22 protein-coding genes and 1 pseudogene are annotated in these 25744 nt (G+C 59.9%); 14 read left to right on the top strand and 9 right to left on the bottom strand.

Going from position 1 to position 25744, the window contains the following annotated elements; all coding sequences use genetic code 11:
- Positions 1 to 604 precede the first annotated feature (604 nt).
- Both ABRP66_RS10130 and ABRP66_RS10125 read right to left on the bottom strand, forming a co-directional pair.
- On the bottom strand, positions 605 to 2293 hold the full coding sequence (locus ABRP66_RS10130) for a VanW family protein (RefSeq protein ID WP_284771192.1): 1689 nt from the start codon (positions 2291 to 2293) through the stop codon (positions 605 to 607).
- Positions 2294 to 2327: 34 nt separating this feature from the next.
- Positions 2328 to 3467: a glycoside hydrolase family 3 N-terminal domain-containing protein gene (locus ABRP66_RS10125; RefSeq protein WP_284783715.1), complete on the bottom strand. Its 1140-nt coding sequence runs from the start codon at positions 3465 to 3467 to the stop codon at positions 2328 to 2330.
- A gap of 58 nt (positions 3468 to 3525) precedes the next feature.
- On the opposite strand from ABRP66_RS10125, the gene ABRP66_RS10120 reads away from it, so the two are divergent.
- The 3 genes from ABRP66_RS10120 to ABRP66_RS10110 are packed head-to-tail and all read left to right on the top strand — an operon-like array spanning position 3526 to position 7449.
- Complete coding sequence (locus ABRP66_RS10120; protein ID WP_034659544.1) at positions 3526 to 4032, top strand: universal stress protein; 507 nt, start codon at positions 3526 to 3528, stop codon at positions 4030 to 4032.
- Positions 4033 to 4054: 22 nt separating this feature from the next.
- On the top strand, positions 4055 to 4252 hold the full coding sequence (locus ABRP66_RS10115) for a DUF2613 domain-containing protein (protein ID WP_023024221.1): 198 nt from the start codon (positions 4055 to 4057) through the stop codon (positions 4250 to 4252).
- A gap of 14 nt (positions 4253 to 4266) precedes the next feature.
- Complete coding sequence (locus tag ABRP66_RS10110; RefSeq protein ID WP_349838643.1) at positions 4267 to 7449, top strand: alpha-(1->3)-arabinofuranosyltransferase domain-containing protein; 3183 nt, start codon at positions 4267 to 4269, stop codon at positions 7447 to 7449.
- Here the strand turns inward: ABRP66_RS10110 and ABRP66_RS10105 are convergent.
- A complete protein-coding gene (locus tag ABRP66_RS10105) occupies positions 7337 to 8488 on the bottom strand; it encodes an acyltransferase family protein (protein ID WP_296090189.1) in 1152 nt (383 codons plus the stop codon). The genes ABRP66_RS10110 and ABRP66_RS10105 overlap by 113 nt on opposite strands.
- 50 nt (positions 8489 to 8538) lie before the next feature.
- Here ABRP66_RS10105 and ABRP66_RS10100 point away from each other — a divergent pair, with 50 nt between their 5' ends.
- A complete protein-coding gene (locus ABRP66_RS10100) occupies positions 8539 to 9732 on the top strand; it encodes a porin PorA family protein (RefSeq protein ID WP_349838642.1) in 1194 nt (397 codons plus the stop codon).
- The gene (locus ABRP66_RS10095; protein WP_284819593.1) at positions 9713 to 11194 is read left to right on the top strand and encodes an MmpA family trehalose lipid delivery protein; all 1482 of its coding nucleotides are present in this window, start codon (positions 9713 to 9715) and stop codon (positions 11192 to 11194) included. Before ABRP66_RS10100 ends, ABRP66_RS10095 begins: the two co-directional genes overlap by 20 nt.
- Here ABRP66_RS10095 and ABRP66_RS10090 read toward each other — a convergent pair.
- Complete coding sequence (locus ABRP66_RS10090; protein ID WP_284771186.1) at positions 11088 to 12197, bottom strand: glycosyltransferase family 4 protein; 1110 nt, start codon at positions 12195 to 12197, stop codon at positions 11088 to 11090. The genes ABRP66_RS10095 and ABRP66_RS10090 overlap by 107 nt on opposite strands.
- A 24-nt stretch (positions 12198 to 12221) precedes the next feature.
- Between ABRP66_RS10090 and ABRP66_RS10085 the strand changes: the two genes are divergently transcribed.
- From ABRP66_RS10085 to ABRP66_RS10070, 4 genes are all read left to right on the top strand, one after another.
- Entirely contained in the window at positions 12222 to 12968 is a 747-nt protein-coding gene (locus tag ABRP66_RS10085) for a class I SAM-dependent methyltransferase (protein WP_284771185.1), read from the top strand.
- Positions 12969 to 13014: 46 nt separating this feature from the next.
- Positions 13015 to 13242 (top strand): hypothetical protein, encoded by a 228-nt coding sequence (locus tag ABRP66_RS10080; protein WP_349838641.1) that lies wholly within the window; start codon positions 13015 to 13017, stop codon positions 13240 to 13242.
- A gap of 21 nt (positions 13243 to 13263) precedes the next feature.
- Positions 13264 to 13716, top strand: coding sequence for a CPBP family intramembrane glutamic endopeptidase (locus tag ABRP66_RS10075; protein ID WP_284819595.1), 453 nt, complete (start codon positions 13264 to 13266; stop codon positions 13714 to 13716).
- A 139-nt stretch (positions 13717 to 13855) separates the two neighbouring features.
- Positions 13856 to 14584 carry a hypothetical protein gene (locus ABRP66_RS10070; protein WP_284785737.1) on the top strand — a complete coding sequence of 243 codons (729 nt, stop codon included), beginning with the start codon at positions 13856 to 13858 and terminating at the stop codon, positions 14582 to 14584.
- Between the two features lie 993 nt (positions 14585 to 15577).
- On the opposite strand, the gene ABRP66_RS10065 is transcribed toward ABRP66_RS10070, so the two are convergent.
- The gene (locus tag ABRP66_RS10065; protein WP_284785735.1) at positions 15578 to 17422 is read right to left on the bottom strand and encodes a phosphoenolpyruvate carboxykinase (GTP); all 1845 of its coding nucleotides are present in this window, start codon (positions 17420 to 17422) and stop codon (positions 15578 to 15580) included.
- A 361-nt stretch (positions 17423 to 17783) separates the two neighbouring features.
- On the opposite strand from ABRP66_RS10065, the gene trmB reads away from it, so the two are divergent.
- From trmB to ABRP66_RS10040, 5 genes are read left to right on the top strand one after another with little or no spacing between them, the layout of a single operon-like run.
- Positions 17784 to 18560, top strand: coding sequence for a tRNA (guanosine(46)-N7)-methyltransferase TrmB (gene trmB, locus ABRP66_RS10060; RefSeq protein ID WP_284771181.1), 777 nt, complete (start codon positions 17784 to 17786; stop codon positions 18558 to 18560).
- Entirely contained in the window at positions 18561 to 19154 is a 594-nt protein-coding gene (locus ABRP66_RS10055) for an NYN domain-containing protein (RefSeq protein ID WP_349838640.1), read from the top strand. It begins immediately after the preceding gene.
- 14 nt (positions 19155 to 19168) lie between these two features.
- The gene (locus tag ABRP66_RS10050; protein ID WP_349838639.1) at positions 19169 to 21322 is read left to right on the top strand and encodes an MMPL family transporter; all 2154 of its coding nucleotides are present in this window, start codon (positions 19169 to 19171) and stop codon (positions 21320 to 21322) included.
- On the top strand, positions 21323 to 22351 hold the full coding sequence (locus ABRP66_RS10045) for a lysylphosphatidylglycerol synthase transmembrane domain-containing protein (protein ID WP_349838638.1): 1029 nt from the start codon (positions 21323 to 21325) through the stop codon (positions 22349 to 22351).
- Positions 22348 to 22689 (top strand): DUF3054 domain-containing protein, encoded by a 342-nt coding sequence (locus tag ABRP66_RS10040; RefSeq protein WP_349838637.1) that lies wholly within the window; start codon positions 22348 to 22350, stop codon positions 22687 to 22689. The genes ABRP66_RS10045 and ABRP66_RS10040 overlap by 4 nt, the downstream gene beginning before the upstream one ends.
- 74 nt (positions 22690 to 22763) lie before the next feature.
- Here the strand turns inward: ABRP66_RS10040 and ABRP66_RS10035 are convergent.
- From ABRP66_RS10035 to ABRP66_RS10020, 4 genes and pseudogenes are all read right to left on the bottom strand, one after another.
- Positions 22764 to 23985 (bottom strand): annotated as a pseudogene (locus ABRP66_RS10035) (IS3 family transposase).
- Positions 23986 to 24093: 108 nt separating this feature from the next.
- Positions 24094 to 24648 carry a PIN domain-containing protein gene (locus ABRP66_RS10030; protein WP_296090161.1) on the bottom strand — a complete coding sequence of 185 codons (555 nt, stop codon included), beginning with the start codon at positions 24646 to 24648 and terminating at the stop codon, positions 24094 to 24096.
- Complete coding sequence (locus tag ABRP66_RS10025; RefSeq protein WP_284785368.1) at positions 24645 to 25094, bottom strand: helix-turn-helix domain-containing protein; 450 nt, start codon at positions 25092 to 25094, stop codon at positions 24645 to 24647. Before ABRP66_RS10025 ends, ABRP66_RS10030 begins: the two co-directional genes overlap by 4 nt.
- 182 nt (positions 25095 to 25276) lie before the next feature.
- Positions 25277 to 25543: an integrase core domain-containing protein gene (locus tag ABRP66_RS10020; RefSeq protein WP_349838644.1), complete on the bottom strand. Its 267-nt coding sequence runs from the start codon at positions 25541 to 25543 to the stop codon at positions 25277 to 25279.
- Between the last annotated feature and the right edge of the window lie 201 nt (positions 25544 to 25744).

Below are 25744 nucleotides of genomic sequence, written 5' to 3'. Positions count from 1 at the left end.
GCACGTGCTGGCCCCTGACACCATCACACTGCATGCTCTATCGAAAGGTAGAAACACCACTCAAACGGACTTGACCCACAATCGATGTGGCGGGAGTCTTGTACGGTAGTGGGTTACCGACTTACTGACGAAAATTTTACTGCATCCTAATTCTCTTTGAAGTGGCGGCACGGGTGAGAAAAGCGGAGCCTAATTCAAGTTTGGTGGATACCATATACCTAGCTTGGCCAAGACTATGCATCACATCAAACATGCCACGACTGACCTTTAGACCATCACAATTCCTTTCCTCCTAGCCGGACAAGTTTACGGTATGGCCTGAATAGCGCATTAGCTCCCACAGCGTCGAATTACACCCACTGCTGGAGCCTTTGTCATAGCCTCAATCGAGACGTCCGAAAAATTGATCCATCATTCTGATAATCATCAACCAACCGGTGCCGATGACGGTGTAAATGACGATGTTGACGATGAAAGCGATAAACTCCACCAGGAACTACTCCACGGTCTGACAAAACCTGAGCTGTAGATATCGTCGGCGGAACCGGCGGCGTAGTGGCTTTGACCACCCCGATCAGGTTGTTAACAGCGCGCTATTTACTAGCTATCCGCACCGCACGATGGGCTGTGGATCGTAGACCGTGGTCTTGGTCTCGCGGGAAAGCTCGTTGCCGCTGAGATCCTTGATGATGCGGGTATCGGACGTCGTAAAGCCCGGGGCGCCAGATGATGGTGAGCAATTGCTGCCCGGCACGGACATTGGCTGTGGTTCGGTCTTGGCCCAGCGGCCGTTATTGATGGATTCCACCTCTACCGTCTTGGTGCCCTTCAAGCGGACGGTGATATTGCCGCCGCCAAAACTGGTCTCGATCTGCACTGGGGTATTGAAGGTATTGGTAAATTGCAGGTCAATGGCACCCTCGTACACGGTGGCTTCGCGGCCGGCCGGGTAGCGGGAAATGTAGTACGAGTGCGGAGTGTGCGCAGTATCTTGCATGCCGGCGAAGTAGGCGGCGTTATACAGGGTGGTGGCGAACTGGGAGATGCCACCGCCCACGGCGGTACCAGAGTGGCCGTTGATGATGATGCCGGATTCCACATAGCCCTGCGCGGTGCCGCGGGGGCCGGTGTAGCCGTTGAGGGAGAAGGTCTCACCGGGGTTGACAACGGCGCCGTTGACCTCTTGGGCAACGAGCTGGATATTGCGTCCAGAGGCGGAGGAAAAGCCGCCGGTAGAAAACTCGCCCACGGTATCGTTAAACGTCGCGTTTTCGGCGTCCTCGGTGGTGAAATCGGCCGGGTCAGGCTTGTAGGTTGCGTCCCACTCGCGGTCATCGCCAGTCACGCGCTTATCAAAGCCCTCCATGGTGGGCTTCCAGTCAATGATCTCACCGTCCTGGGAGGGGGTGACCTGCCGGGAGCCACCGGCGAAATTCACCTTGGCGTTCACGCCAGGCACGTCGGCGCCATCGCTGCGCTCTTGCAGCAATTGCTGCGCGCGGTTGCTATCCACCACCAGGTGCAGCTGGCCGTCCTTTTTCTCAATGCTGGTGAACTGGGAGATCTCCGGTTTATTCAGCGTGGCGGTGACGTTATTTTTGGCCTTCAAGGTCAACGGGTTATCCAGGGCCTTGGCGGCATCGCCGGTGCGCATCTTTTCAATGGCTTCATCATTAATGGCCGGCTCGATTTCTTCCGGCTCCACCTGCACGCCATCTTTGTCCAGCCAATTCGCTGCCACGGCATCGTGCAATTCGGTGCCGTCTACGGTCTGGCCCAACGTGGGATCGGTGACCTTGAGCTCGCCATTATTAAGCTCGAGCATGCCGTCGACCGGTTCGGTAGAAAGCTCGTCTTTGACGCGGTCGAGGGTGGGCTGCAGCTTGCTATCGTCCACATCGGTTTCTACCGGGATATCTTCGGTGGAGCGAAAGAAACTAACCAGCCGGGTAATCGGATTGAGCGAAGGCTCCTCGATGCCATCGACGGCGGCCTGGTTATCCAGCGCTAGGCCGGATTCGGCAGGGGTAAATTCAGACTGCAGATCGCCCGCGCTCACGGTCACGGGCTGGGTCTCAACACCATTGAGCTCGTCCTCGAGCTTGGCCACGGCGGCGGTGCGCTCCATGGCGGAGATATCCACGCCGCCGACGGAGACGCTGCGCGGGATCTTGTCCTGGTTTGCTATGACATCCCAGGCATAAGCGATGCCCGCAATGAGGACGAAGCCAACGATCACGCCAAGCGTGATGAGCCAGCCCTTTGCACCGTTTTTTCCTTCTGCCTTCTTCACGCCTTAAAGGTTAACGGGTATAGGGGCGTTTTTCCTAGTCGCTGTCCCCATCGTGTACATGGCGGGCGGCATCGCCGAGGCGCTCAGGGGCCAACCTGCCCTCATCCACGGCGCCCACGACGGCATCGATCACCGCATTGATATCTTCCTCTGTGGACCACAGGGGCATGTCGGCACCGGCGGCGAGGGAGGTAATGACGGCATCGGCAAGCGGAAGCGAATCCGAAATGGCCGCCATGCCGCCAATATCATCGGTATAGATGGTGCCGTCATACTGCAAGGCCTCGCGGGCAAGGCCGTAGGCCTCCGGCAGGATGGAGGCTGGGGTCTGGCCATCGCCCAGGCCCGGCACCGCGAGGTGGCCCATCATTAGCGCCGCATTCGGGGCTGCGGGAATGGCATTCCGGAAGGGAATGAACTCGTGGTTCTCAAGCTCTTCGAGCGGCGGGGTAATGGCCTCCGCCAGGTGGGTATCGCCCGAGGCGCGGCCGTGGCCCGGGAAGTGCTTGAATACGGCCTTGACCCCGGCGGCATCCAGCCCGCGGGCGAAGGCTGCGCCATATTCGCCGGCCTGGGCAGGGTCGGTAGAAAAGGCGCGGTCGCCCACGACTTCGAGGCCATCACCATCGACATCGAGCACCGGCGCAAAGTCCACGTTGATGCCGTAGTCCATGAGCCGCTTGCCGATGTCCCCCGCCAGCTGTTCCACCTGCTCCGGCGAGTTTTCCGCCGCCATCTGCTGTGCGGAGGGGTATTCGCCCAGGATTTCAGAAAAACGCTGCACGCGCCCGCCCTCAAAGTCGATGGCAACCTCAAAATCGCGGCCTAGTTCCGCGCGCAGGGCGTTAATATTGCGGCCCTCTTCTTCCAGCAATCCAGGATCCGCCCAGCTCGGGATGAAGATGCCTCCCACGCCGGCCTCCAGCTTGGCCTTGGCGTCCTCGTAGCTGGTTGCCGGCGGCATGAGCACCGAGGCGGCGGTGGCGCGAATATCTTCCGGCGTCGGCGCTGGCGCCGGGGCTGGGGCGGCCTCCGTGGCGGACGCGGCGCTACCCGGCGATGAGGGCGCGGGGGCCGCAGACTCGCGCGCCTTGTCCTCGTCCGAGGCGGAATTAGAGCAGGCGCTCAGCACCGCCACGAGGCCCAAACTGGCAATGATGCGGGAATATGTCATGCCTTCCAGTGTGCAGGATTCCTCGCGAACTGTCCCAAGCGGTGGGTAGACTAGTGACATGAGTAACGGCAAAACAATGTTAATTGCCTATGATGGCACCGAACGCGCCGACCGCGCCTTGGAGTACGCCGCCCAGCTTTTGCGCCCCTCCACGGTGGAAATCCTCACCGCGTGGGAGCCGGTAGCCCGCCAAACCGCGCGCGCCGTGAGCCGCACGGGCATGCACCAATCCACCGTGTCCCCCGATAGCGTGGAAGACGATCCCGCCTACGAAGAGGCGCTGAAGATCTGCCGCCAGGGCACCCAGTTGGCCGAAAACCTAGGCCTAGCCGGCCGCGCCCACCTCGTGGAATCCGCCACCACCATCTCTTCGGCCATCGTGGATGCAGCACACGAGCTCGACGTGGATGTCATCGTGACCGGCACCCGCGCGCTCACCGGCTTTCGCGCTTGGTGGACCAACTCCACGGCGGACCAGATCGTGCGCAATGCGGGCCTGCCCGTCTTTATCGTCCCGCAAGAAAACGACGAAGACGCGGATGACGACGATCCGGAATACTTCTAAGTAACTGCTAATATCTTTAGCCATGGCTCTGGAATCCGATTCTTTAAACAAGCGCACCCTCGGCCCCGCCGTGGGTAGCGCTGTTGTGGGCATCGCCCTGGGCATTATCACCATCATCGGCATCGCCCAGTTCTCCGGCAGCGATACCGTGCCCGAAGGCAATGCTGTCTCCGCCGATGATGCGGTGCTGGGCGGGCCTGAATACGGTTCCCGCAATTAGATGGGCGCACCGGCGTGCATGACCGGACCGATCAGCTCCCCCGCGGCCCCCACAGCGGTTCCTATTTACACCGCTACCGCGCACTAGCCCGCGCCCTGCGCCACCGCTGCGCGCGCCTTGCCCGGCCCTACCCGCTCGGCATTATTGCCTTGGGCCTTATCCTCGCGGTACAGCCGTGGGGGCTGACCGCCGCCGATACCAAACACGATCTCGCCGCCAACCCGCGGCACTTCCTGCGCGGCGCGCTTGATGCCTATACCGATATCTTTACCCTGGGGCAGCTGCAGAACCAGGCCTACGGTTACCTCTTCCCGCAGGGCCCCTTTTTTGTTTTAACCGAGCCCCTGCCGGATTGGATAGCTCAACGCCTGTGGTGGCTGTTGGTCTTAAGCGTGGGCTTTATCGGCTTTTACAAGCTAGCTACCCGGATTGGCCTGCGCGGCCGCTGGGTCTGGGTGGCGGCGATGCTCTATACGCTCTCCCCGCGCTCGCTATCCACCCTGACGGCCATCTCTTCTGAAACCTGGCCGGTCATGCTAGCCCCGTGGGTCATCCTGCCCTTCCTGCGGGAAAAACTCACCTGGCGCGATGCTGCCGCCGCCACGATTCCCGTGGCGCTGATGGGCGCAGTCAACGCCACCGCCACGCTCGCGGCGTGCACCCCGGCGCTTGTCATCGTGGTCTATCGCCGCGCCTTCAAGCCCGGCGCGGCCTGGCTGCTTGGCTGCCTGTGCGTATCCGCGTGGTGGATTGGCCCGCTTATAATCTTGGGCCGCTACGCCCCACCGTTTACGGAATTTATCGAATCTTCCCGCGTGACCACCCGGTGGCTGAACCTGCCGGAGATCCTGCGCGGGACGACGAGCTGGTCGCCCTTTGCGGATGCCGAGCGCATCGCCGGCAACGAGCTCGCGACCTCTGCCTTCTTTGTCCTTATCACCATGGCCGTGGCCACGATTGGCATGTATGGCTTGTGCCGGCTGCCCCGCGTGTGGTCCATCATGCTGATTACCGGCGTGGCGATTTTGGGCTGCCAGGCGGCGTGGTACCTCGACGCGCTCGATGGGGTGCTAGCCCCCCTGCGCAACCTGCACAAATTCGATCCGCTGGTGCGCATCCCGTTGCTGTTGGGCTTTGCCCGCGCCTGCCAGCGCCTGCCGCTGCCCACAGGCCTGCGGCCCACCAAGAAGCAGACGGTAGGCGCGCTGGTGCTGCTCGTCTGCATCAGCGCGCTCTCCCCGGCGTGGTCGCAGCGGCTGCTGCCCCTAGGCGCCTACGACGAGGTGCCGGACTATTGGCATGAGGCCACGGATTACATCAACGAGCACGCTGAAAATACCCGCACTTTGATCTATCCCGAGGCCTCCTTCGCCCGCCAAGAGTGGGGCTGGACCCGCGATGAGCCGGCGCAGCCGCTTCTTGATGTCCCTTGGGCCGTCCGCGATGCCATTCCCCTCGTGCCGCCGGAGGCCATCCGTGGCCTCGACGGGGTGATGGCAGTACTAGACGAGGACCCGGCCAGCGGCGTGCGCGCCTTGCAGCGCCTGGGCATCGGCGCGGTGATGGTGCGCCACGATCTTTTTGCCGCCGATAATGACACCTTGAGCAGCAAATTTGGCGGTGAAGTGCATACTTTTGGCGAGGTCGATGTGATCCTGCTCGAGCAGCATTCCATGGCTTTGACCTCAGACGATCCCGTCCGCGTGGCCGGTGGCGGCGAGGCGCTGGCCTTCCTCGATGCCCACGATGGCCCCGCCGCCCGCGAGCTGGTGGAAGGGGACGCCGATATCGTCACCGATACTCCCACGCTGGTAGATCGCAATTACGGCACTCTCCACGGAGCCGCCTCGGCGCCACTGTCCACAGACGATCCCAGCCACGTTTATAACCGCCTGCGCGATTATCCCTCCGCCGGCCCACTGACCACGGTGGAGACCCACGGCGGTGATGTCGAAGTCTCTTCTTCTGCCGCCGATGCCACCGCCTTTGGCGGCGCCCAGCCGGAAAAGTCCGCCACCGCCGCCGTCGATGGGGAAAATTCCACCGCCTGGTGGCCCGCACCCGGCGATGATGAGGGCTGGATCGAGCTGCGCGGTGGCTTTAACCAACCGCGCCTAAAACTCATGGCCACCAGCTCCACCACGGTGACGGTGCGCTCGGGCGGCGCGGCAGTAGAGGTGGATCTGCAAGCCTTTCGCTACAAGACGGTGCGCGTGCCCGGCGGTGATTCCCAGGCCATCCGCGTGGAATTATCCCACCGCACCGGCATCTCGGAACTGGAGGTGGAAGGCCACCCCATCGAGCGCGTGGTGACCGTACCGGATACCTCACCGAATGTGCACCAATTCTTCTTCCAGCAGATGGTGCACGATACCGGCGTGCTCATTCGCGATGTCACCGTGCCGCGCCGCATGGAAGTCACGGTGGATTCCACCAAGCCGTTGCTTATCGATTCCCACCGGTATTCCCCCGGCAGCACCCTGACCCTTGAGCCCGGCGTCCACCGCGTGCGCACCACCGGCGCGTGGGTAGCCATGACGGAAAAGGGCTGGTCCCCGCCGAGCGATTATCGCCTCACCGATTTTTCCATCGATTCTGCAGAGGATGAACGCCTGCTCATTACCGGGCGCGCCTTTAATAAGGGCCTGCGCGGTTTTATAGGCGATACCGAGCTCACCCCGTACGAGATCGATGCCGCTACCCAGGCGTTTATCGTCCCTGCGGGCACGCATGGGGAATTCCGCATGACCTTTAAGGCGCAGCCTGCCTACCGCGCCGCCCTGCTCTTTGGCGGCGCGCTCGGCCTGGCCACGCTGGGTTTCTGCCTGCTTTTCGCCGCGCGCCGTAGCCCGCAGCCCACCTGGCACCCGCATCCTGGTGGCATGGCCTCTGCGATGTACTCGCTGGCCTGCCTGGCACTGGTGGGGTGGCCGGCGGCGCTTGCGGGCATGGCCGCCTGGCTCATCGTGCGCTGGACCACCATTCCGCGGGCTTATTTGGCCAGCGGCGTGGTAGCCGCGGCCGGGGCCATCCTCGCCCGTGCCCCGTGGACCTCAGGGGCCTATGCAGGCGATTCCGTGCTGCTTATGTGCTTATGTGCCGCGGGGCTGGCCTGCCTTTTCGCCGCCGACGGCCCCGGCCCCGGACCCGGCCCCGGCCGCGGCCCATCAGAAGATCGCGGCCCGGGCGCTCGATAAGCGTGTAACTCGCCGCAGAAACCACAACGGTGCCCACCACCGTGACGGCAAGGATCACCCAAAAATCCAGCGGTTTCCCGCTAAACAGCGCCACCCCGGTCAGCGGGAAGGCTACAGCGAGAACTGCCACGTGCCACAGGAAAATGGAATAGGACCACGCGCCCAGCGCCTGCATGAGCGGCGAGGTAAGCCACGAGGTTCCACGTGGAACCAAGGCCACCGGCACCGCCACACACGCAGCAAATACCGCCCCGGCGATGATGCGGCGGGCAAATTCCGCCGGCTCCGGATGCACCAGCCCGGCCGGCCCAAACCAGTCCCGGCTCGACACCCACAGCACGAGCCCCGCCAGCACAACCCAGGCCCAACGCACCTGCAGAATGCGCGTCGTGCGCTTGCCGATGCCCCTTTCTTCCACCTCCGCCGCCAGCATGCCCACCGCGAACCAGGAGGCATAGGCCGGTGGCCAGATTTGCGAGTTAACCTGGTCCTCGGAATAGTCCGCGACAAAGGGGATAAATCCCCAGCCCCAGCTCAGTACCGCGGCACCGGCGATAACGGCCATGCGCCAGCGCTGCGGCAGGCCGCCAATGGCCCACACGAGGAGCGGTAGTACCAGGTAAAAGAAAAACTCCACGCACAGCGACCACAGGTGGGTAAGGCCCGGGGCAAGGCCATCGACCACATATATCTGCGTGGAGGTCAGGTTGGCGAGGATCTGGGTGGGGGTGATGGAGTGGGCATCGGGAAGCAGCAGCACAACCGCTACCACGCAGGCATAATAGGCCGGTGCCAAGCGCGCGATACGGGAGTGGGCATAGCCGCGCACCGTGTGCAGCCCGCGCCGGCGCCACAGGAGGAAGGCGCTGAGGGCGAAGAATACGGCGACGAAGAAATCGAAGCGCCCGGCAAATCCCCACCCGGTGCCGGTTTGGAAGGATACGTGGGTGACAATGATCCCTAATGCGGCAACCGCGCGTAGGCCGTCTAGCTCCGGCAGGTGCTGGGGTAGTCTTTTCACAGATGCCTGCGTGCGCACGCTTGCTCCTTTACCCCGGAAACCTGAAACTGATTGGATATAGTACTGCAATGAGCCGCTACCTTTGGCCACGCTCGCCACGGGCGTGGGTTGTCATTGCCGCAATCATTTTCCTCCTTATCGGTACCCTCGCGCCAACGCTCTACAATAACCGGACCCGCCCACTGGGCTTGGATAAAGATTTTTCCACCTCGAGCGGGCCCACCGACGCGGTGTGGATGGACGTGCGCGCCCTCATGGCCGGTGAAGCTCCCTCAGATACCACATCCAGCGATGACCCGCGCTGCACCGACAAATCCGCCCCGGTCTGGTGCTACCAGCACCACGAGCCGCTGACCCTGGAGCGCACCATTGCCACCGGCGAGGTCGACGATGATGACACCATCGCCACCACCGATTCCGTCACCAGCCTGCTTGCTGGAAAAGACAGGGACTCCCAAGAGGAAATCGCCACCATTGATCAGCACTCCGTGCTCAACCGCGAATCCACGTTCCCGGTAGCCGATCCTGTCAATAAATGGGCCCTCGCCTTGCCCGAGTTCAACGCCGATCTGACCCGGGAGGACTTCGAGCGAGACGGCCTGACCTATTTCTTCCCCTCCGGCACCGAGCAGCGCTCCTACGCATTTTTTGATTTCCTGGCCCAGGAATCCACGCCGATAGACTTCACCGGTGACTCAAAGGTGGATGGCATCCCCATCTATTCCTATCACCAGGATGTACAGCCGCTGCCGCTGAAGAACACCTTTAGCAATATCAGCGCAGATTGGGGCAGCACCACTAAAACGGACGAGCTGAAATCCGGCGATTTCCAGTTAACGGGTCCCGCAAGCCGTTTTTATGACCGCCACTCGCGCGAGCTCTTAGATCTAGATGCGGATGCCCCCGTCATTGTCGAGCCCTTTTATACCGTGGGCCGCGATATTTCGGTCGAGCCCACCACCGGCACCATCGTGGATGTCCGGGAAAACGTCAAGGTCTTTTTCGCCACCGATATCCAGCAGGCGGGAACCCTCATCGCAGAGGATGACACCGCAGATCGCTCCGTGCTGGCAGCAGATTTCCGGTGGTCAGAGGATACCCGCGCGGAGCGCCTCGCTGAGGTCCGCCCGGTAATCTACGCCATCCGGGGGCTTATGGCCGTTGGCTGGCTGGGCAAGGCCATCGGTGTTTCCCTGCTCATTTTCGCCGCCTACCAGTACATGCGCCGCCACCGTGACGCCCATGATGCCGCACACGCCTAGGCGCATCCTCCTCGGGCTATGGGGAATTATCCTCGTGGCCGCGGTGTGCTGGCCCTTCGCCCTGCCCGGCGAATTTCTCTGGCGCGATATGGTGCTCTTAAACGATCCAGGGCTTACCCCATCCGCGCTAGGTGCGGGAAGCCTGCCTGCCCGCAACGCACCCCAAGATGGATTTTTGGCCTTACTCGGCGGCGCGTGGGCCGCCCGGGTGCTCATCTTTGCCGCTGCCGGGGCCGCCGCGCTCACCGCGGCGGTGTGGTCTCGCGCCACGGTAGCGGCGCTGGCCGCGATGACCGTCGCGGTGGCCAATCCCTTTGTCATCGAACGCCTTCTCCAAGGCCAATGGTCCCTGGCCATTGCCGCCTGGCTGCTCCCGGTCATTGCCTGGGCGGGGCGCCGCCACAGCTGGCTGGCCTGGCTGGCCATGTGGGGCGCATCGCTTACCCCTACCGGTGGACTGTTCGCGGTGGTCACGGCCCTTTTTACCTGCCGGAAGCGAGTGGCCTTGGCGGGCTGCCTCTTGTGGCTGCCGTGGCTGGTTCCAGGCCTTTTCCAACCCGGCGTGCCTGGCGATGCCGCAGCCGCCGTCGCGGCCTTTTCCCCGCGGGCCGAAGAACACGTGGGCACGGTGGGCGCGCTGTTGCGACTCGGCGGAATCTGGAATGGTGAGGCCGCCCTGGGCTTGGCAGTGTTCGGCCTCTTCGTGGCAGTTCTCGCGCTGGCGGGCGCGCACCGCGTCCCGGCGCGCTTGACCGTCCTGGCTGCGCTGGGACTCGGCGGGGCGCTGGCGTGTTGGCTCTTGCCCGGCATGCTGGAATGGGCCATCGATAACGTTCCGGGGGCGGGTCTTTTCCGCGATAGCCACAAACTCACGATGCTCGCGCTGCCGCTATACGTCGCCTCCATCGGCGCGCTGCCGCAGATTCCGGCCGTGCTGGCGCTAGTGGCTGCCACCATCCAGGTCCTCCCCGCCCCGTCCCGCCTTGCCGTGCTTTCTCCCCGCGATACCGGGGTGGATGAGCAGTTGGTGCGCGATATCGACGGACGCCTGGCTTTTTTCCCCGAACGGCCCAATTTGGTGGAGGTTCCCACGGAAAATGGCGGCGTGCATGGGGAAGCGGCCCCGGGGGTCGCGGTCGATCCCTATTCCAAGGCGGTGCCCATGGTGGAATCCGGCGAGCTCAGTGTGGACGGTGAAGTCATCGATCAGGCCTCACCGCAGTACCGCGCGGCGCTGCGCGCCTGGCAGGACCGCGATATGGCAGGCCTTGCGGAACTTGGGGTGGGCGTCGTGGTGATAGATGGCGCCATCGCCGCAGAGACCAACGCCCCGCGCCCCGAGCTGCCGTGGACACTTACCGCCCTGTGGATGGTTTCCCCGCTACTAAGCCTTGGAGCAATTGCGCAAAGGCAGCGCCGGTCTTCTCCCACGAAAAGCGCGCGGCAAACTCCCGGGCATTAGAACCTAGGAGCCGACGCAACTCCGCGTTATCCAGTAACTCTTGGGTGGCCGCCACGAAGTCACCTTCTTCTTCTACAAGGATTCCGGTCTCACCATCGATTACGCTATCGCGCAGGCCAAATGCATAACCTACTGTGGGCACTCCATGTTGGGCGGCCTCCATGACGGCAAGGCCCCAGCCTTCTTTGTGGGAGGGCATGAGGTGGGCATCGGCACGCGCGAGCAAGGCGTGCTTATAGTCTTCCGTAACCTGGCCGCGAAAGCGCACGCGTTCTGTCACACCGAGCGTTTCGGCATAATCGCGCAGGTTCGATTCCCACCAGCCCGAGCCAATCACGTCCAATACCGCCCCCGGCGTGCGCGCCACCGTATCCATAGCGTGCTCGATCTGCTTGTGCGGGACTAACCGCGAGAGGGTCACCAGGTGCTTATCCGCCTCGCGCTCGAGGGAAGGCACGTGCGCCGGAATGGGGTCTAGGCCATTGGCGATGATCCGCGCACCGTCAATGCCGAGCGCCTCCAGATCCTCGCGCGAGGCCTGCGAGACCGTGACGTAGGTCGAATCCCGATATACCCGCGGTGCCACGCGCGATTCCAAGAACCAGCCCAACCGCCCGAGCACCGGACCGGCCACGGGCCATTGCTCGCGGTGGCAATGGTGGGTAAGTAATACCGTCGGCGCGCCGGAAATCAGGCGCGCGAAGAAGGGAATGCCGTTTTGGGTATCGATGACCACGTCGATGTCGCGCAGATCCCCCAGGCCCATTCTCCCGGCAGCAATGGCCATCCACGCGCGCGGGTACACGCCAAACTTGGCACCGCCGCGGCTATAGCGCACGCCATCGCGGACCTCCCGGCGCGCCGCATTCATGTGCTTAGAGGTGCGAAAGACCACCTCGTGGCCCTGCGCCGCTAGGTACTCCCCTACGCGTTCGAGGTAACGCTCGGAGCCACCGCCCTGCGGGTGGGCGGAATCGCGCCAGCATAGTAAAAGAATTTTCATCGTGGGGTATTAGCCTAGTGGTTTATGAAACACACCCGCGACATGGCCACGCTCTCCCGCTCTTGGGCGCTGCTGCGCTCTTTCCGCTTCGAGCAAACCCGCCCCGATATTTTCTACGGCGGCCTGGCAGAAGATACGGCCAGGTTGGTGGAGAACTTGGCCCGCGACTTGGGCGTGCCGCTTGCCGATGCCCTCGTGCTCGACGTAGGCGGCGGCCCCGGCTATTTTGCCGCAGCCTTCGCGGACCGCGGCGCGTCCTACGTTGGCCTTGAGCCCGATGCCGGGGAAATGTCTGCCGCTAATATCCACCTCAGCAATTCCGTGCGTGGCGATGGCACGCGCCTGCCCTTCGCAGATGATTCCTTCGATGTGGTCTATTCCTCTAATGTCGCCGAACACATCCCCCGCCCGTGGGATATGGGTAAAGAAATGCTGCGCGTTACCCGCCCCGGCGGCCTGTGCATCATGAGCTATACCGTCTGGCTCGGCCCCTTTGGCGGCCACGAAACCGGGCTGTGGGAGCACTACGTCGGTGGCGCCTTCGCCCGCGACCGCTATACCCGCCGCCACGGGCACCCGCCCAAGAATGTCTTTGGCACCTCGCTATTTAATGTCCCCTGCTCCGCCGGCCTCACCTGGGCCAAGTCCACCGGCGCGCTAAAGCTCGCCTTTCCGCGCTACCACCCCAGCTGGGCGTGGTGGCTAACCAAGATTCCTGGCCTGCGCGAATTCGCCGTATCCAACCTGACGCTGGTACTGCAACCAGACTAGGCCGCGCCACAGCTTGCGCCGAGGTTGTCCTGCTATACTGCCCAGAATGCCGGACCAACTACAAAGCTCACAGCTCTCCCCCACCGTTCGCGCAGCTCACCTGGGGTGGGCCGTGGCCAGCGTCGTCGCCACATTTGCCGGTGCGGCACTCATTGGTATCGCCAGTGGCCTCATTACAAAGAGCGGTTCCTGGGTGGCCTTTGGCATCGCCGTCGGCGGCGCCATCTTCGGCTTGGGAACGGTCTGGTACGGCTTTTCCCGCCGCTTGGGCTGATCGTGGCGCGATGCCGGGTTTGTGAAAGCCGAGCATTCCTTATGGCACCTGCTGTGGTGGATTCCCGTCGCCATTCTGGGCTCTGCTGCGGCCACGGGCGCCGTCAATGCATTACTGGGCAGCGAACCAGCCGGCAATAACCTTTCCGCCGGCCTAAAGATAAGCCCTGCTGCCACCATCATGGTGATACTCAGCACCGCGCTTGTCATTCCCCTGGTTGAAGAAGTTGCCTTTCGCCGCGTTCTATTGGATTGGTTGCAAAATACCATGCCCACCTGGGCGGCAGCGCTTATCACCATCGCTGTCTTCGCCCTCGCACACGGCATCCCCGCAGTAATGCTCTACATCGCATTCTTCGGCACCTTTTTGGTGCTCGCGCGCTTCTGGTTCAAGACCCTTACCGCTCCCCTGTGCATTCACATTGCAAATAACACGGTCGTGGCAATCACGGCTCTGGCGGGACTATCGGGCTAAGCAATCCCTGCGCAGCAGGAGAAAAACGCTAGTTCAGTAGCCGAGGTGGAAACTACGTCCAGAATGCTTCAATGTACCCAAAAGTACGGAAAGGTTTCTACAGTATTTTATGGACACAACTTCTGGCACCATGGAGAGAGTGAAGAGCTCTAACCGCAAGAAGATCATTGAAAATTTGGGCAAACCCCGCATTGAGCCGTATCTAGAGGCTGCAAATGGAAATGAGAAGCATGCACTTGCTCTTTATCGTTGGGGCGTTGAGATGACCGCCTCCGTTCAAGAAACACTGGGTATTACCGAGGTTTTTCTTCGTAATTCCATTGATACACAATTGCAAAAGTGGAACAGCGAACAACTTGGACAACGCAGTACCAGTTGGCTCCTCGAGGCCCCAGCAAGGCCTTTACGTAGCCTAACGCAAGGCAAGAGGTTAGAAGCTAAAAGGCGGGCTCAGAAGTCAGCAGATCGTCGCCCTGCTAGCCATTTTCGGCATGGGCAGGCGATTACACATGATGATGTGCTTGCTCACACGATGTTCGGGATGTGGAAAGATATCCTCCCTAATCATGCACCTGACGCAGATCCGGAAAAGACCGAAAATAAAAACCGCTTCACCTTATGGGAAGGGGCAGTAAAGGACGCTTTTCCTTTCGCAGATGATTCAAGTGGTAAAAAGACGTACTGGAGAGTTGCCCATCTGCACGATCTTCGGAATCGTGTCTCACACATGGACAGTTTGTTAAACGTAGATATTCTGGACGTTACCAAGGATGCCTTTACCCTAACAGAAAGTATTGATTCTGCATTAGCCAGTTGGTTGACCAGTACCAGTACTGTTAGTGCGGTACACAAGAAACGACCAATATAAGAAAAGGCCAACAGGCGCTTTTCGTCCTGTTGACCTTTTCAACCCATGACAAGGGAACCTGTCCTTGCCTTCTCTGATCCTTAGCATACATGATTTGCATACCTGTGCCAAACCGACCATCGAAGTTGGTGAAACTCTAAACTATTCGGGGTAGTTTCGCTGAAATGCTAACTAATTTGGCCCCAGAACACTTCACTCCGCCGGGAGTACTTCAGGATCTGCAGCGAGACGACGAGTAATGGCTGCAGATTGAGAGGGCGTAGGGTATCTCGTAATTCGATATCTCGGGCTATAGCAAAAGCTATAGCTTTTGATTCTCATTCTCCTGAAGCTTTTTGTTCTTAGACTCCTGGTACCTTTTGGTTGCAAGATAAGTGCTGAAGGCGCCCATTAACGCGCATGCACCGGAGCTGATCAAAAGTCCCGTAGACGGATTAGAGGTGGATATTGAGAAAATGAAAACCCCAACTCCAATAGTCAACGCAAACAAAGCTGCGATTAGTATTGATGATTCGCGCATATTTCCTCACAATCCTGGGACAGTATCTGTTTGCCCGTGACTGAACTACCCCGGATTTTATCCCTAGACATTTGCCTTGATTCCCAATTTATCCTAGGGGCCGTTCCGAGGCTTTCAAGATAAAAACTAGCATTTTCCATCCAAGATCGACCTCAGTACCGGTATTTCAGTGGTTTCATCGGCCCGGCCCTAGAAAATAGATTCCTCTTGGGGTTTAAAAGTCGTAGTAGAATAATAAGGGCCCCAACGAGTACTCGCTCGTTGAGACCCTCGGGTCTAAAGACCCACGTGAAGGATCGCGGTAACGAACTTCACGGTAGCGGTCACAAAGTTGAGGACTCCGCTCACCAAGTTAAGGATTGTAGTTCCTTTGGTGGCGGGGTCTTTTCCGTTGTAACTGGGTGTATCGGTTTAACCCCAACAAAGATCTAACCCCAGAGCTTTACGCTGCTGGGGTTAGCTTTATGCGGGAATTACCGCGGATGAACGCGTTTGGAAGCGGCGTCCTCCACGCGCTTCTTCAGGGCGCGGAACTGGTTCCACACTTCCTCGGGCACGCGAGAGCCCAGGAAGTTCAGGTACTCGGCGTTGTCTTGCATATCGCCTTCCCATTCCTTCGGGTCAACGTCAAGGGCGGCGCGAACGTCGTCGACATCGAAGTCAAGGCCTTCCAAGTCGATGTCCTCGGCGCGGGCGGTCCGTCCGACCACCGTGTCCTCGGCCCCTACGTTGCCTTCGATGCGGTCGATGATCCACTTGAGAACGCGGGAGTTCTCGCCGAAGCCTGGCCACAGGAAGCGGCCGTCGTCGCCGCGGCGGAACCAGTTCACCAGGAAGACTTCCGGCATGCGGTCGCCGCCCTTTTTGCCCATGTCAACCCAGTGCTGCAGGTAGTCACCGGCGTTGTAGCCCATGAACGGCAGCATGGCCATCGGGTCGTGGCGCAGCGCGCCAACTTCGCCCTCTGCGGCTGCGGTCTGGCCGGAAGATAACAGTGCACCGATCATGGTGCCGTGGTTCCAGTCGAAGGACTGGGTAACCAGCGGAACCGTGGTCTTGCGGCGGCCGCCGAAAAGGATGGCATCAATCTTGACGCCCTTCCAGTCATCGTATTCCGGCGCGGCGGTGGGGCACTGGGAAATCGGCACGCAGTAGCGGGAGTTCGGGTGAGCTGCCTTGGTGGACGATGCCGGCGTCCAGTCCTCACCGGTCCAGGAGATGAGGTGCTCTGGTGCCTCGTCGGTCATATCCTCCCACCAGACATCGCCGTCATCAGTAAGCGCAACGTTGGTGAACAAGGTATTGCCCGGCTTCATGGTATCCATGGCGATAGGGTTGGAGTCGTAGTTGGTGCCAGGGGCAACGCCGAAGAACCCGTTTTCCGGGTTTACGGCGTAGAGGCCGTCCTCGCGCAGGTGCAGCCAGGCGATGTCATCGCCCACGACCTCAGCCTTCCAGCCCGGAATGGTGGGGGTGATCATGGCCAGGTTGGTCTTACCGCACTGAGATGGGAATGCGGCGGCGACGTGGTAGTTCTTTCCTTCAGGGTTCGTCAGCTTCAGGATGAGCATGTGCTCAGCCATCCAGCCTTCTTCCTTGGCCATGACGGACGCGATGCGAAGCGCGTAGCACTTCTTGGCCAGGATGGCGTTGCCGCCGTAGCCGGAACCGTAGGACCAAATCTCCTTGGTCTCTGGGAACTGGGTGATGTACTTATTGTCGTTGCACGGCCAAGCAACGTCCTCTTCGCCTGGCTGCAGCGGAGCGCCGACGGAGTGGAGGGCGTGGACGAAATCGCCGTCCGTACCAATCTTGTCCAGTGCTTCTGCGCCCATGCGAGTCATGATGCGCATGGACAAGACCACATAAGCGGAATCGGTCAGCTGCACGCCGAGCTTGGGCTCTGGATCGCTGATCGGGCCCATGCAGAAAGGAACGACGTACATGGTCCGGCCCTTCATGGATCCACGGAAGGCCTCCGTCATTTCTTCCTTCATGGCCTTTGGCGGTGCCCAGTTATTGGTTGGGCCCGCATCTTTTTCCTTCGAGGTGCAGATGAAGGTGCGGGATTCCACGCGGGCAACGTCCGCAGGGTTGGACCGCGCCAAGTAGGAATTCGGGCGCTTTTCCTCATTTAGCTTGATGAGGGTGCCTTTATCGACCAGCTCTGCGGCGAGGCGGTCAGCCTCTTCCTGCGAGCCATCCACAAAAGCCACCTCGTCCGGCTGGAAAAGCTCAACGCTTTCATTAATCCAGTCGATCAGTTTTTGATTGTCTGTAGGCAGCTCTCCAACGAGGCCCTGAATGGTGGCGGTCATTAAAAATTCTCCTCTGGATAGGATGTGAAAATCGGGGCACATCACGGCCCAACTTTGCCTTCCGCCTCCAGATTAACCGGCAGAGCCAAAATATTGGTCACATTAAGTGTCATTTTTCCCACTCCGGTTATATCCACCGCCGTGAGCGGACGTTTACCAAGCGCACCGCGAACAATTGTGATTTTAGGCGTGACACCCTCCACACCATTCCGGGGGTGCCAAAGTGCCCCATTCTTCCGCTCCGCGCCACAAAGCACCACCCCCGTCAAAGCCTCCGGTCATCCCCCTCCCCCATACGGCGGGGAAAATACCCGGCGCGGCATATTGCTTGCCATGCCTGGACAGGGAAAAATAGGGCGCAATGAATAGCACGGATAATTCTCAAAACACCCCTGCCGGAGAAATGCCACCGGGTCGCCCGCCGCAAACGGACTTCAATGCGGTCTTTGACAATGACCTGGACTACCCGCGCCTGGGCAATGTCACCTTTCGCCGCGGCACGCTCACGGATAACCAGCACCAGCTTTTTGAACAGCGCTGGCCCGAACTGGGCCGCGTCTTAAGCGATGAGCTTATCGATGTCGCTGAGTGGTTCGGCCGCACCGGCGCCAAGACCATCGTGGAAATCGGCTCCGGCACCGGCACCTCCACCGCGGCCATGGCACCGCTGGAGCAGGACACCAATATCATCGCGGTAGAACTCTATAAGCCTGGCTTGGCCAAGCTCATGGGCCAGATCGAGCGCGAGGGCATCGATAATATTCGCATGATCCGCGGCGATGGCGTGGAGGTCATGGTGCGCATGATTGCCCCAGAATCCCTGGACGGCATCCGCGTCTTCTTCCCAGACCCCTGGCCCAAGGCGCGCCACCACAAGCGCCGCATCATCCAATCCGGCACGCTCAACCTCTTTGCCTCCCGGTTGAAGAAGGGTGGCGTCCTGCACGTTGCTACCGATCACGCCGGTTATGCCGAATGGATAGATGAGCTCGTGCACGTCGAGCCCAGTTTGGAGTACAAGGGCTGGCCGTGGCCAGACTGCCCGCAATTGGTAGATCGCCAAATCATCACCAAGTTTGAGGGCAAGGGCCTGGATAAAGAACACGTCATTACTGAATACCTGTGGGAGAAGAAGTAAATGAGCACCTATCTACTGGTGTGGGACGCACCCAATATGGATATGGGGCTCGGCTCCCTGCTCGGCGGGCGCCCCACTGCGGCGCACCGCCCGCGTTTTGATGCCATCGGCCGGTGGCTGGTCTACCGCGCGTTAGATGTCGATGCCGATCCGCAGGCCGCAGTATTTACCAATGTCTCCCCCGGCGGCGCCGATGTGATTCGCCCCTGGGTAGAGGCCATCCGCAATGTGGGCTTTGGCGTCTTTGCCAAGCCGAAGATCCACGAAGATGATGACGTGGATCCAGACATGATCGAGCACATTGAAAAACTGCGCGCTGATCTCGCCGGCGTCGTGGTCGCCTCTGCCGATGGCCAGAACTTTCAACCCTTGCTGGAAGAGCTCATTGATGAAGGCCTGCCCGTTACCGTCCTGGGTTTCCACGAACACGCCTCCTGGGCCGTGGGTCACGCCGAGATCGAATTCGTTGACCTAGAAGATATTGACGGCGTCTTCCGCGAGCCGCTGCCCCGCGTCAACCTGGATAACCTGCCTGAAGGTGGTGCATGGCTCCAGCCATTCCGCCCGCTGGCTGCGCTACTAAATAATAGCTAGGAGGCTTATCCCACATGTTTGAAAAATGGGGACGATTTTCCTATGCGCACCGCAAGGTCATTCCCATCGTCATCCTCGGTGCCATCCTTGCCCTCTTCGTAGGTTTTGGAACCCAGCTCGAGGAACGCATGAGCCAGGAGGGCTGGGAGGACCCGAATGCGGCATCGACAAGCGCGGCGCAGATCGAACAGGACACCTTCGGCCGCGATAATTCCGGCGACGTGGTTTTGCTCTTTAGCTCGCCCGATGAGAACTTCGATGCCGCCAAGGAGCACTTGGCGCAGCTCAAAGAGGATTACCCGGATCAGATTGACTCTGTCACCAGCTATTTCGATAGCAAGAACCCCAACCTGGTCAATGATGATCACTCGCTGGCCTTTGCCGCCATTGGGCTTAAGGGCGATGACGAACAAACGCTGAAGGATTTCCGCGCCATCGAGAGCGCGCTGACGGATACTTCCGCGCCGGTCAAGGTTGCCGGCGCTACGGCCGTGGCGGACGCCCTCGATGAAGGCATGGCAGAAGATATTGCGCGTGCGGAAAAAGCCGCACTCCCGCTCGTTGGACTGCTGCTCCTCGTGGTCTTTGGTTCCGTGGTGGCGGCGTTCATGCCGCTTATCGTCGGTGGCCTATCCATCCTGGGCTCACTGGGAATTTTGGCCATCCTGGCCGGTTTCCTGCAGGTCAACGTCTTTGCCCAAGCAGTAGTCACGCTGCTGGGGCTGGGCCTGGCCATCGATTACGGCCTATTTATGGTCTCCCGCTTCCGCGAGGAACTGGACAAGGGAAGCTCCACCAAGGATGCGGTGGCCACCACCACCGCCACCGCCGGGCAAACAGTGGTCTTTTCCGCGGCGATGGTCGCCGTCGCGCTCTCCGGACTCTTCCTCTTCCCCCAGGCCTTCTTGAAGTCCGTTGCCTATGGCTCGATTTCCGCCGTCGGCCTGGCGGCCCTGCTGTCCGTCACCGTCCTGCCGGCCCTGTTTGGCATGCTCGGGCCCAAGATCGATCTGTGGTCGGTGCGCCGCACCTCCCGCACGGCCCGCACCATTCAGGACACCTGGTGGTACAAGCTGCCGCGCTGGGCCATGCGCCGGGCCAAGGGCCTGACCCTGGCCATCTGCGGCCTGCTCATTGCGCTGGCGCTGCCTATCATGAGCATCACCTTCGGCGGTATCAACGAGACCTACCTGCCACCCAACCACGACACCCGTGTGGCGCAGGATAGCTTCAACGACGAGTTCCCTGCCTTCCGCACGGAGCCGGTCAAGCTCGTGGTGGAAGGCGCCACCAACGAGCAGCTTGTCGATGTCGTCATGCAAGTCCGCGGCCTCGATGGCCTTACCGAACCCATGGGTCCATCGACCGCTACCAAGGACGGGACTACTGTCCTTTCGGCCGGCATTAAGGACCGCGAGGACTACGCGCGAATCGTCCACGAGCTCGAGGAGGTCACCGCGCCCGAGGGCGTCAACCTTTATGTCGGCGGCACGCCAGCCATGGAGGTGGAATCGCTCGATGCGCTCTTCCACAAGCTGCCGTGGATGGCACTGTACGTCGTACTCGCCACCTTCATCCTGATGGCATTAGTCTTTGGATCCTTCGTGCTGCCGATTAAGGCCATTGTCATGACGCTTCTGACCCTGGGTGCCACCCTGGGCATCCTCACGCTCATGTTCGTCATCGGCGTGGGCTCTGGCGCGCTGAACTTCTCGCCCGGCCCGCTGATGAGCCCCATTCTGGTGCTGATCATCGCCATCATTTATGGCCTGTCTACCGATTACGAGGTCTTTTTGGTCTCCCGCATGGTGGAGGCGCGGCGGCGCGGCGATTCCACGGACGAGGCCATCGCCGCAGGCACCGCGCATACTGGCGGCATCATCACGGCAGCGGCCCTGATTATGATCGTGGTGGCGGGCGCGTTCGGCTTCTCCGATATCGTAATGATGAAATACATCGCGTACGGCATGATTTTTGCGCTGCTTATCGATGCCACCATTGTCCGCATGCTCCTCGTCCCCGCCGTCATGCACCTGCTGCGCGAGGATAACTGGTGGGCGCCTAGCTGGCTGCACCACTTGACCACTAGGCTTTCAGGTAGTACCACCCGCCGTGGGAAGACCATTCCCTTCAGTGAGTTAAAGCGGCGTCTTGAAGGAGATAAATAATTGAAAAATTGGCTGCAAGTTATCGCCTCGCTCATAGTCCTAGCCATCCTCATCTACGTCTTCCGCGATGAGCTGGACTTTTTGAGCGAAGGTTTCTCACGTCTCTCCCACGCCGAACCAGGGCCGGTAACGCTCGTGGTCGTTGCTTCCATCCTCTCCGTCGTGGCGATGGGCGAGGTCATGCGCCTGCTCATCCGGGCCGGTGGCGTGGAAGTAGAGGACACAGAAACCGCCGCGCTTACCTTTGCATCCAATTCCTGGTCCACCACCATGCCCGCGGGCCCAGCCTTTTCTGCCATTTTGACCTTCCATGTGCAGCGCACCTGGGGCGCCTCGGTGGTCCTGTGCGGTTGGTTCTTCGTGCTCTCCTCCGCTATTTCCACCTTGTGGCTGGTGCTCATTGGTCTTGGTGGCGTGCTCTTCCTCAACGCCAATATGGCCCTGTGGTCCCTCATCGGCACGTTGGCAGCGATGCTGGCGCTCTCCGGCGGGCTTTTCTGGCTGAGCAATCACCCCGAAACGCTGGAGCGCTGGGTAAAAAAGCAGCGGCTGGTAAAAGGCTCGAAGCGCGAAGCCCTGCTCGAGCACGTGGAAAGCCTCAAGGAAGTACACCTCACCCGCCGGCAATTCGCCTGGGCATCGTTCTATTCCTTGGCCAACCGCCTCATTGACATGCTCGCGCTCTGGGGCTGCGTTTGGGCCGTAACCGGCCAAATGCCCACGACCGATTCGGCCGATAACACCACCACCATCGCGGGCGTCGCGCTGGCTTACCTCACCGCCAAGCTGGCCGGCTCCGCCCAGGTCACCCCAGCGGGTCTGGGCACGGTGGAGGCGGCGATCATCGCCACGCTCGTGGCCACGGGCATGACCGCGGTCGATGCCACCAGTACGGCTATTATCTACCGCCTTATCTCTTTTGCCTTCATCACCGCTATTGGCTGGGTCATTTACTTCTGGCACTATGCCCGCAAGGGCATTACCTACGCCACGCTATCCCGTAAAGAAAAAGAAAAGGAAACCGTATGACTTCAACGCGTATCGCTCCGCTCATTGACATCATCGCCTTGATGATTTTCGCCATCGCCGCCCGCCTCGCCCACGGTGGACTGAGCTTTTCCAGCTGGGTCGATGCCTTCTGGCCCTGGGCGGTAGGCGCGCTCATCGGCTGGGCCATCATCCTCGCCACCAAGGTCCAGGGCAAGTGGAAAGAGGGCCTTGTAGTGTGGCTGTCTGCCATCATCGGCGGCATGGCCCTGTGGATCATGGTCAATGGCCGCCTGCCCCATTGGAGCTTCCTCATCGTGGCGACCGTGATGTCCGCCCTGTTCTTCTTTGGCTGGCGGCTATTCGCCCGCAAGCATTAAATCTTAAAATATCCCCGCTAACCAGAGCTGAGGTTGCCCGCAAATCGTGGACACGTAGTGGAGCTGCTTAGGGGTTAAGCAGCGGCCTTCTTATTACCATTTTGATCAGCGAGCTGAGCTTCAAAATCGACGGGGCTTACCTCTCTATGGACGAGTGGCGACGGCACCGGTTGTAGACGACTTCAATCCAGTAAGTCACAGCCTGACGCGCATCATCGCGGGTTGGCCAGCGCTTCCGGTCGTAGAACTTAAGTCTTAAGCGTCGACTAGAACGACTCGGCCATCGCATTGTCAAAGCAGACACCAGTACGGCCGACCGATTGTGCAACACCCAGGTTGCGGCACACCTCCCAAAGCTTCTCACTAGTGAATTGCGTTCCGCGGTCGGCGTGAAAGACAAGCCCATCAGCAACGTCACCGCGGAGGTATATGCGCCATCTGCAGGGCCCGTTCGACCAGGGAAGTATCTTGAACGCTATCCATAGCCCAGCCCAGTACCCTGCGGGAATGGCCATCGCGGACCGCGCACAAATACAACCAGCCTTCACCAGTGCGCAGATAAGTAATATCTGACATCCACACCCGGTTAAGCTCACCGGCATCAAACATGCGCTTGACCAGGTCAGGAAGACTCGACTTACGCTTGGCTTGAATCGTTGTCACTGGGACAAAGGTCCTGTGGTGAAATCCCCTTTTAATCCCCATCATGCACATCCGTTTAGCCACAGTATTTTCGGTTAAGCGCAATATGGTAGCGCTCACCTAGTTCTGCGGTGATCCGCGGAGCACCGTAGACCTCGTTGGAGTCTTTCCAAATCTGATGAATCTTGCGATCAACATCATCGTAAAATGCCGCACGATCATCATTACCGGATAAGCGTTGCTGCTGCATATGGGCCCATGTGTAGTATCCAGACCGAGACACTTTTAATAGCCGGGCCATGCGTTTGATGCTGTAGTTCGCCTTCTCTGGCGGCATTAGTTCGAACTTTTCTGATCGCTTTGCCTTAAAGCGAAGAAGGCTGTCGCTTGTGACAAAACTCGTTATCCATCTTCGCTTCTGCTAATTCACGGCGCAGACGAGCATTTTCAGCGCGAAGATCGGCCTGGCTTAGCCCATCTGATGCTCCTTAAGCGTTCGCGCTCATTTTTTACCCACCGGCCTAAAAGGCCTGGTCCGACGCCGATTTCTTTAGCCACATGAGCGATTGGGCGCTGCGACTCAATCACAAGATTCGCGGCTTCACGTCGATACTCAGGTGTGTATTTCTGGCGTTGTTGATTCACAATGAACATCCTCTCTTACGGACACAAGATCCGCACAAAATAGGGTGTCCACTAAACGAGGGTAACCTCATAGCTGCGTGTCGAGGGGGGCGTCGAGTAAACCTTCTCGTCGCTTCACTAACGGCGAAGCAATTCTGCAGCTTCCGGCGCCCCAGCCTTTGCTAGCGAGTCAAGTACGTCATCAATGGTTCTTGGAGGGTTTTTAAAAGCAGCAGTTGCGTAGGTGATTGCTTGATGAACTAGCGGGCCGCAGAGATCGATTTGGTCGCAAAGGAACTCGTCTGCGGATTGAACCTCGACGTCGTAGTTTTTCAATTCGGTCTCTGGAAAATCGCGCTTATTTTCCGTGACGATCACCTGTGCACTGCATCGGATGGCTGCAGCGCGGACGTGCCTGCCATCTGGATCTGGAAGATGGAGCGCTGAAATCAGATCCTCGTGCCCCGTCACGAGGCAATCATCGACCGCCTCGCACATGAGTGTCCTGGTTCTGGCAAGTCTGTTCGGATCAAGATCAGGCCGATTTGTCTGCAAATTGTCGAAGACCTCGTCCAGGATCGTGTCTGTCCACCGTGCTTGAAAAATCCCGGTGTTCGCTAACCGGATCAGAACATCGCGCAGCATGCTGGGGTAGAGCACATTCGCGTCGTAGACCACCGTGAAGCCGCTCATTCATACAGTCCTAATTCATCGGAGAGGATTGCGAGCTTATCGGCAGCGGCGCGCTGTTCAAGGGCTCTCCGGTGCTTAAAATCCTGCACATCAGAGGCGTATAGACGCCGGTGGGTGCCTACCTTATGCCCTTTGAGTATGCCCTGATCCAGAAGCTTGACGACATGCGGGCGGGAAACGTTCAGCAGGTCTGCCGCCTGCTGCGTGGTCAGCTCTGCACTTGTGGGAACAATACTGACGGTGCGCCCGGCGGCAGTGTTAGCCAAAATCTCGCGGAGTAGTTCGGCAACATCACGGCGCAGACGAATTGGTTCGTTTGTCCCCTCAGTGATGACATCGACCTCGCCGAGGTCTGTGTCCCCTGCAAGGGCGCGGTTAAGTTTTCGAAGGGCTTTCTGGGCTGTTGCCTTAGTATGGGCTGCGCCGTTGTCTTGTGCGTGCGTCATGGTCCTATGCTAACCGTTAAACGAAATAAACGAAACGCTCGACATTTCGGAGGGACAGCAGGGTGGAAGGGGGCCAGCGTTTTTATTGCGACAAAAAGAGTGCGACGGTGATGGTTGGACGTGCCAACGCTACGCGAAAAAGAAACTTTCGAGCCCCGGGTGAAGTGCCCCGGGTTTTGTTCCTAGGCATTTGCCTTGTTTTCCATTATTGCCTGTTGCGGGGTCTTCTTCCAAAATTCGGTTTCCACCTCGGCTGGGGTTCGGTATCCCAGGCTTTGGCGGAGCCTTGTCTCGTTCCACCATGACACCCACTCGAACGTCGCAATTTCTACCTCGACAACATCATTCCAGCTGCGAGTATGGATAAGTTCGTTCTTGTAGGAGCCGTTAACGTTTTCAGCCAGAGCATTGTCATATAAGTCACCGACACTTCCGGTGGAAGCTGTAATGCCGTGCTGGGTAAGTCGCTCGTTGTAGACAACGCTGACGTACTGCGATCCGTGATCCGAATGGTGAATGAGACCTGTTGTTTCCTCAGCACATACGATCGCCTAGTTAAGAGCTTGCAGCGGCAAAGGGACCTGACCCCCATTTGGTGGACACCTGATATCCAGCCCAGTCGAGCTGGGAAGAAAGGTAATCTACCACCA

This window comes from Corynebacterium sp. KPL2680, assembly GCF_040225675.1.
Lineage (GTDB): Bacteria > Actinomycetota > Actinomycetes > Mycobacteriales > Mycobacteriaceae > Corynebacterium > Corynebacterium rhinophilum.
The sequence above is the reverse complement of the archived record's forward strand: the minus strand, read 5'-3'. Positions and strand labels throughout refer to the sequence as shown.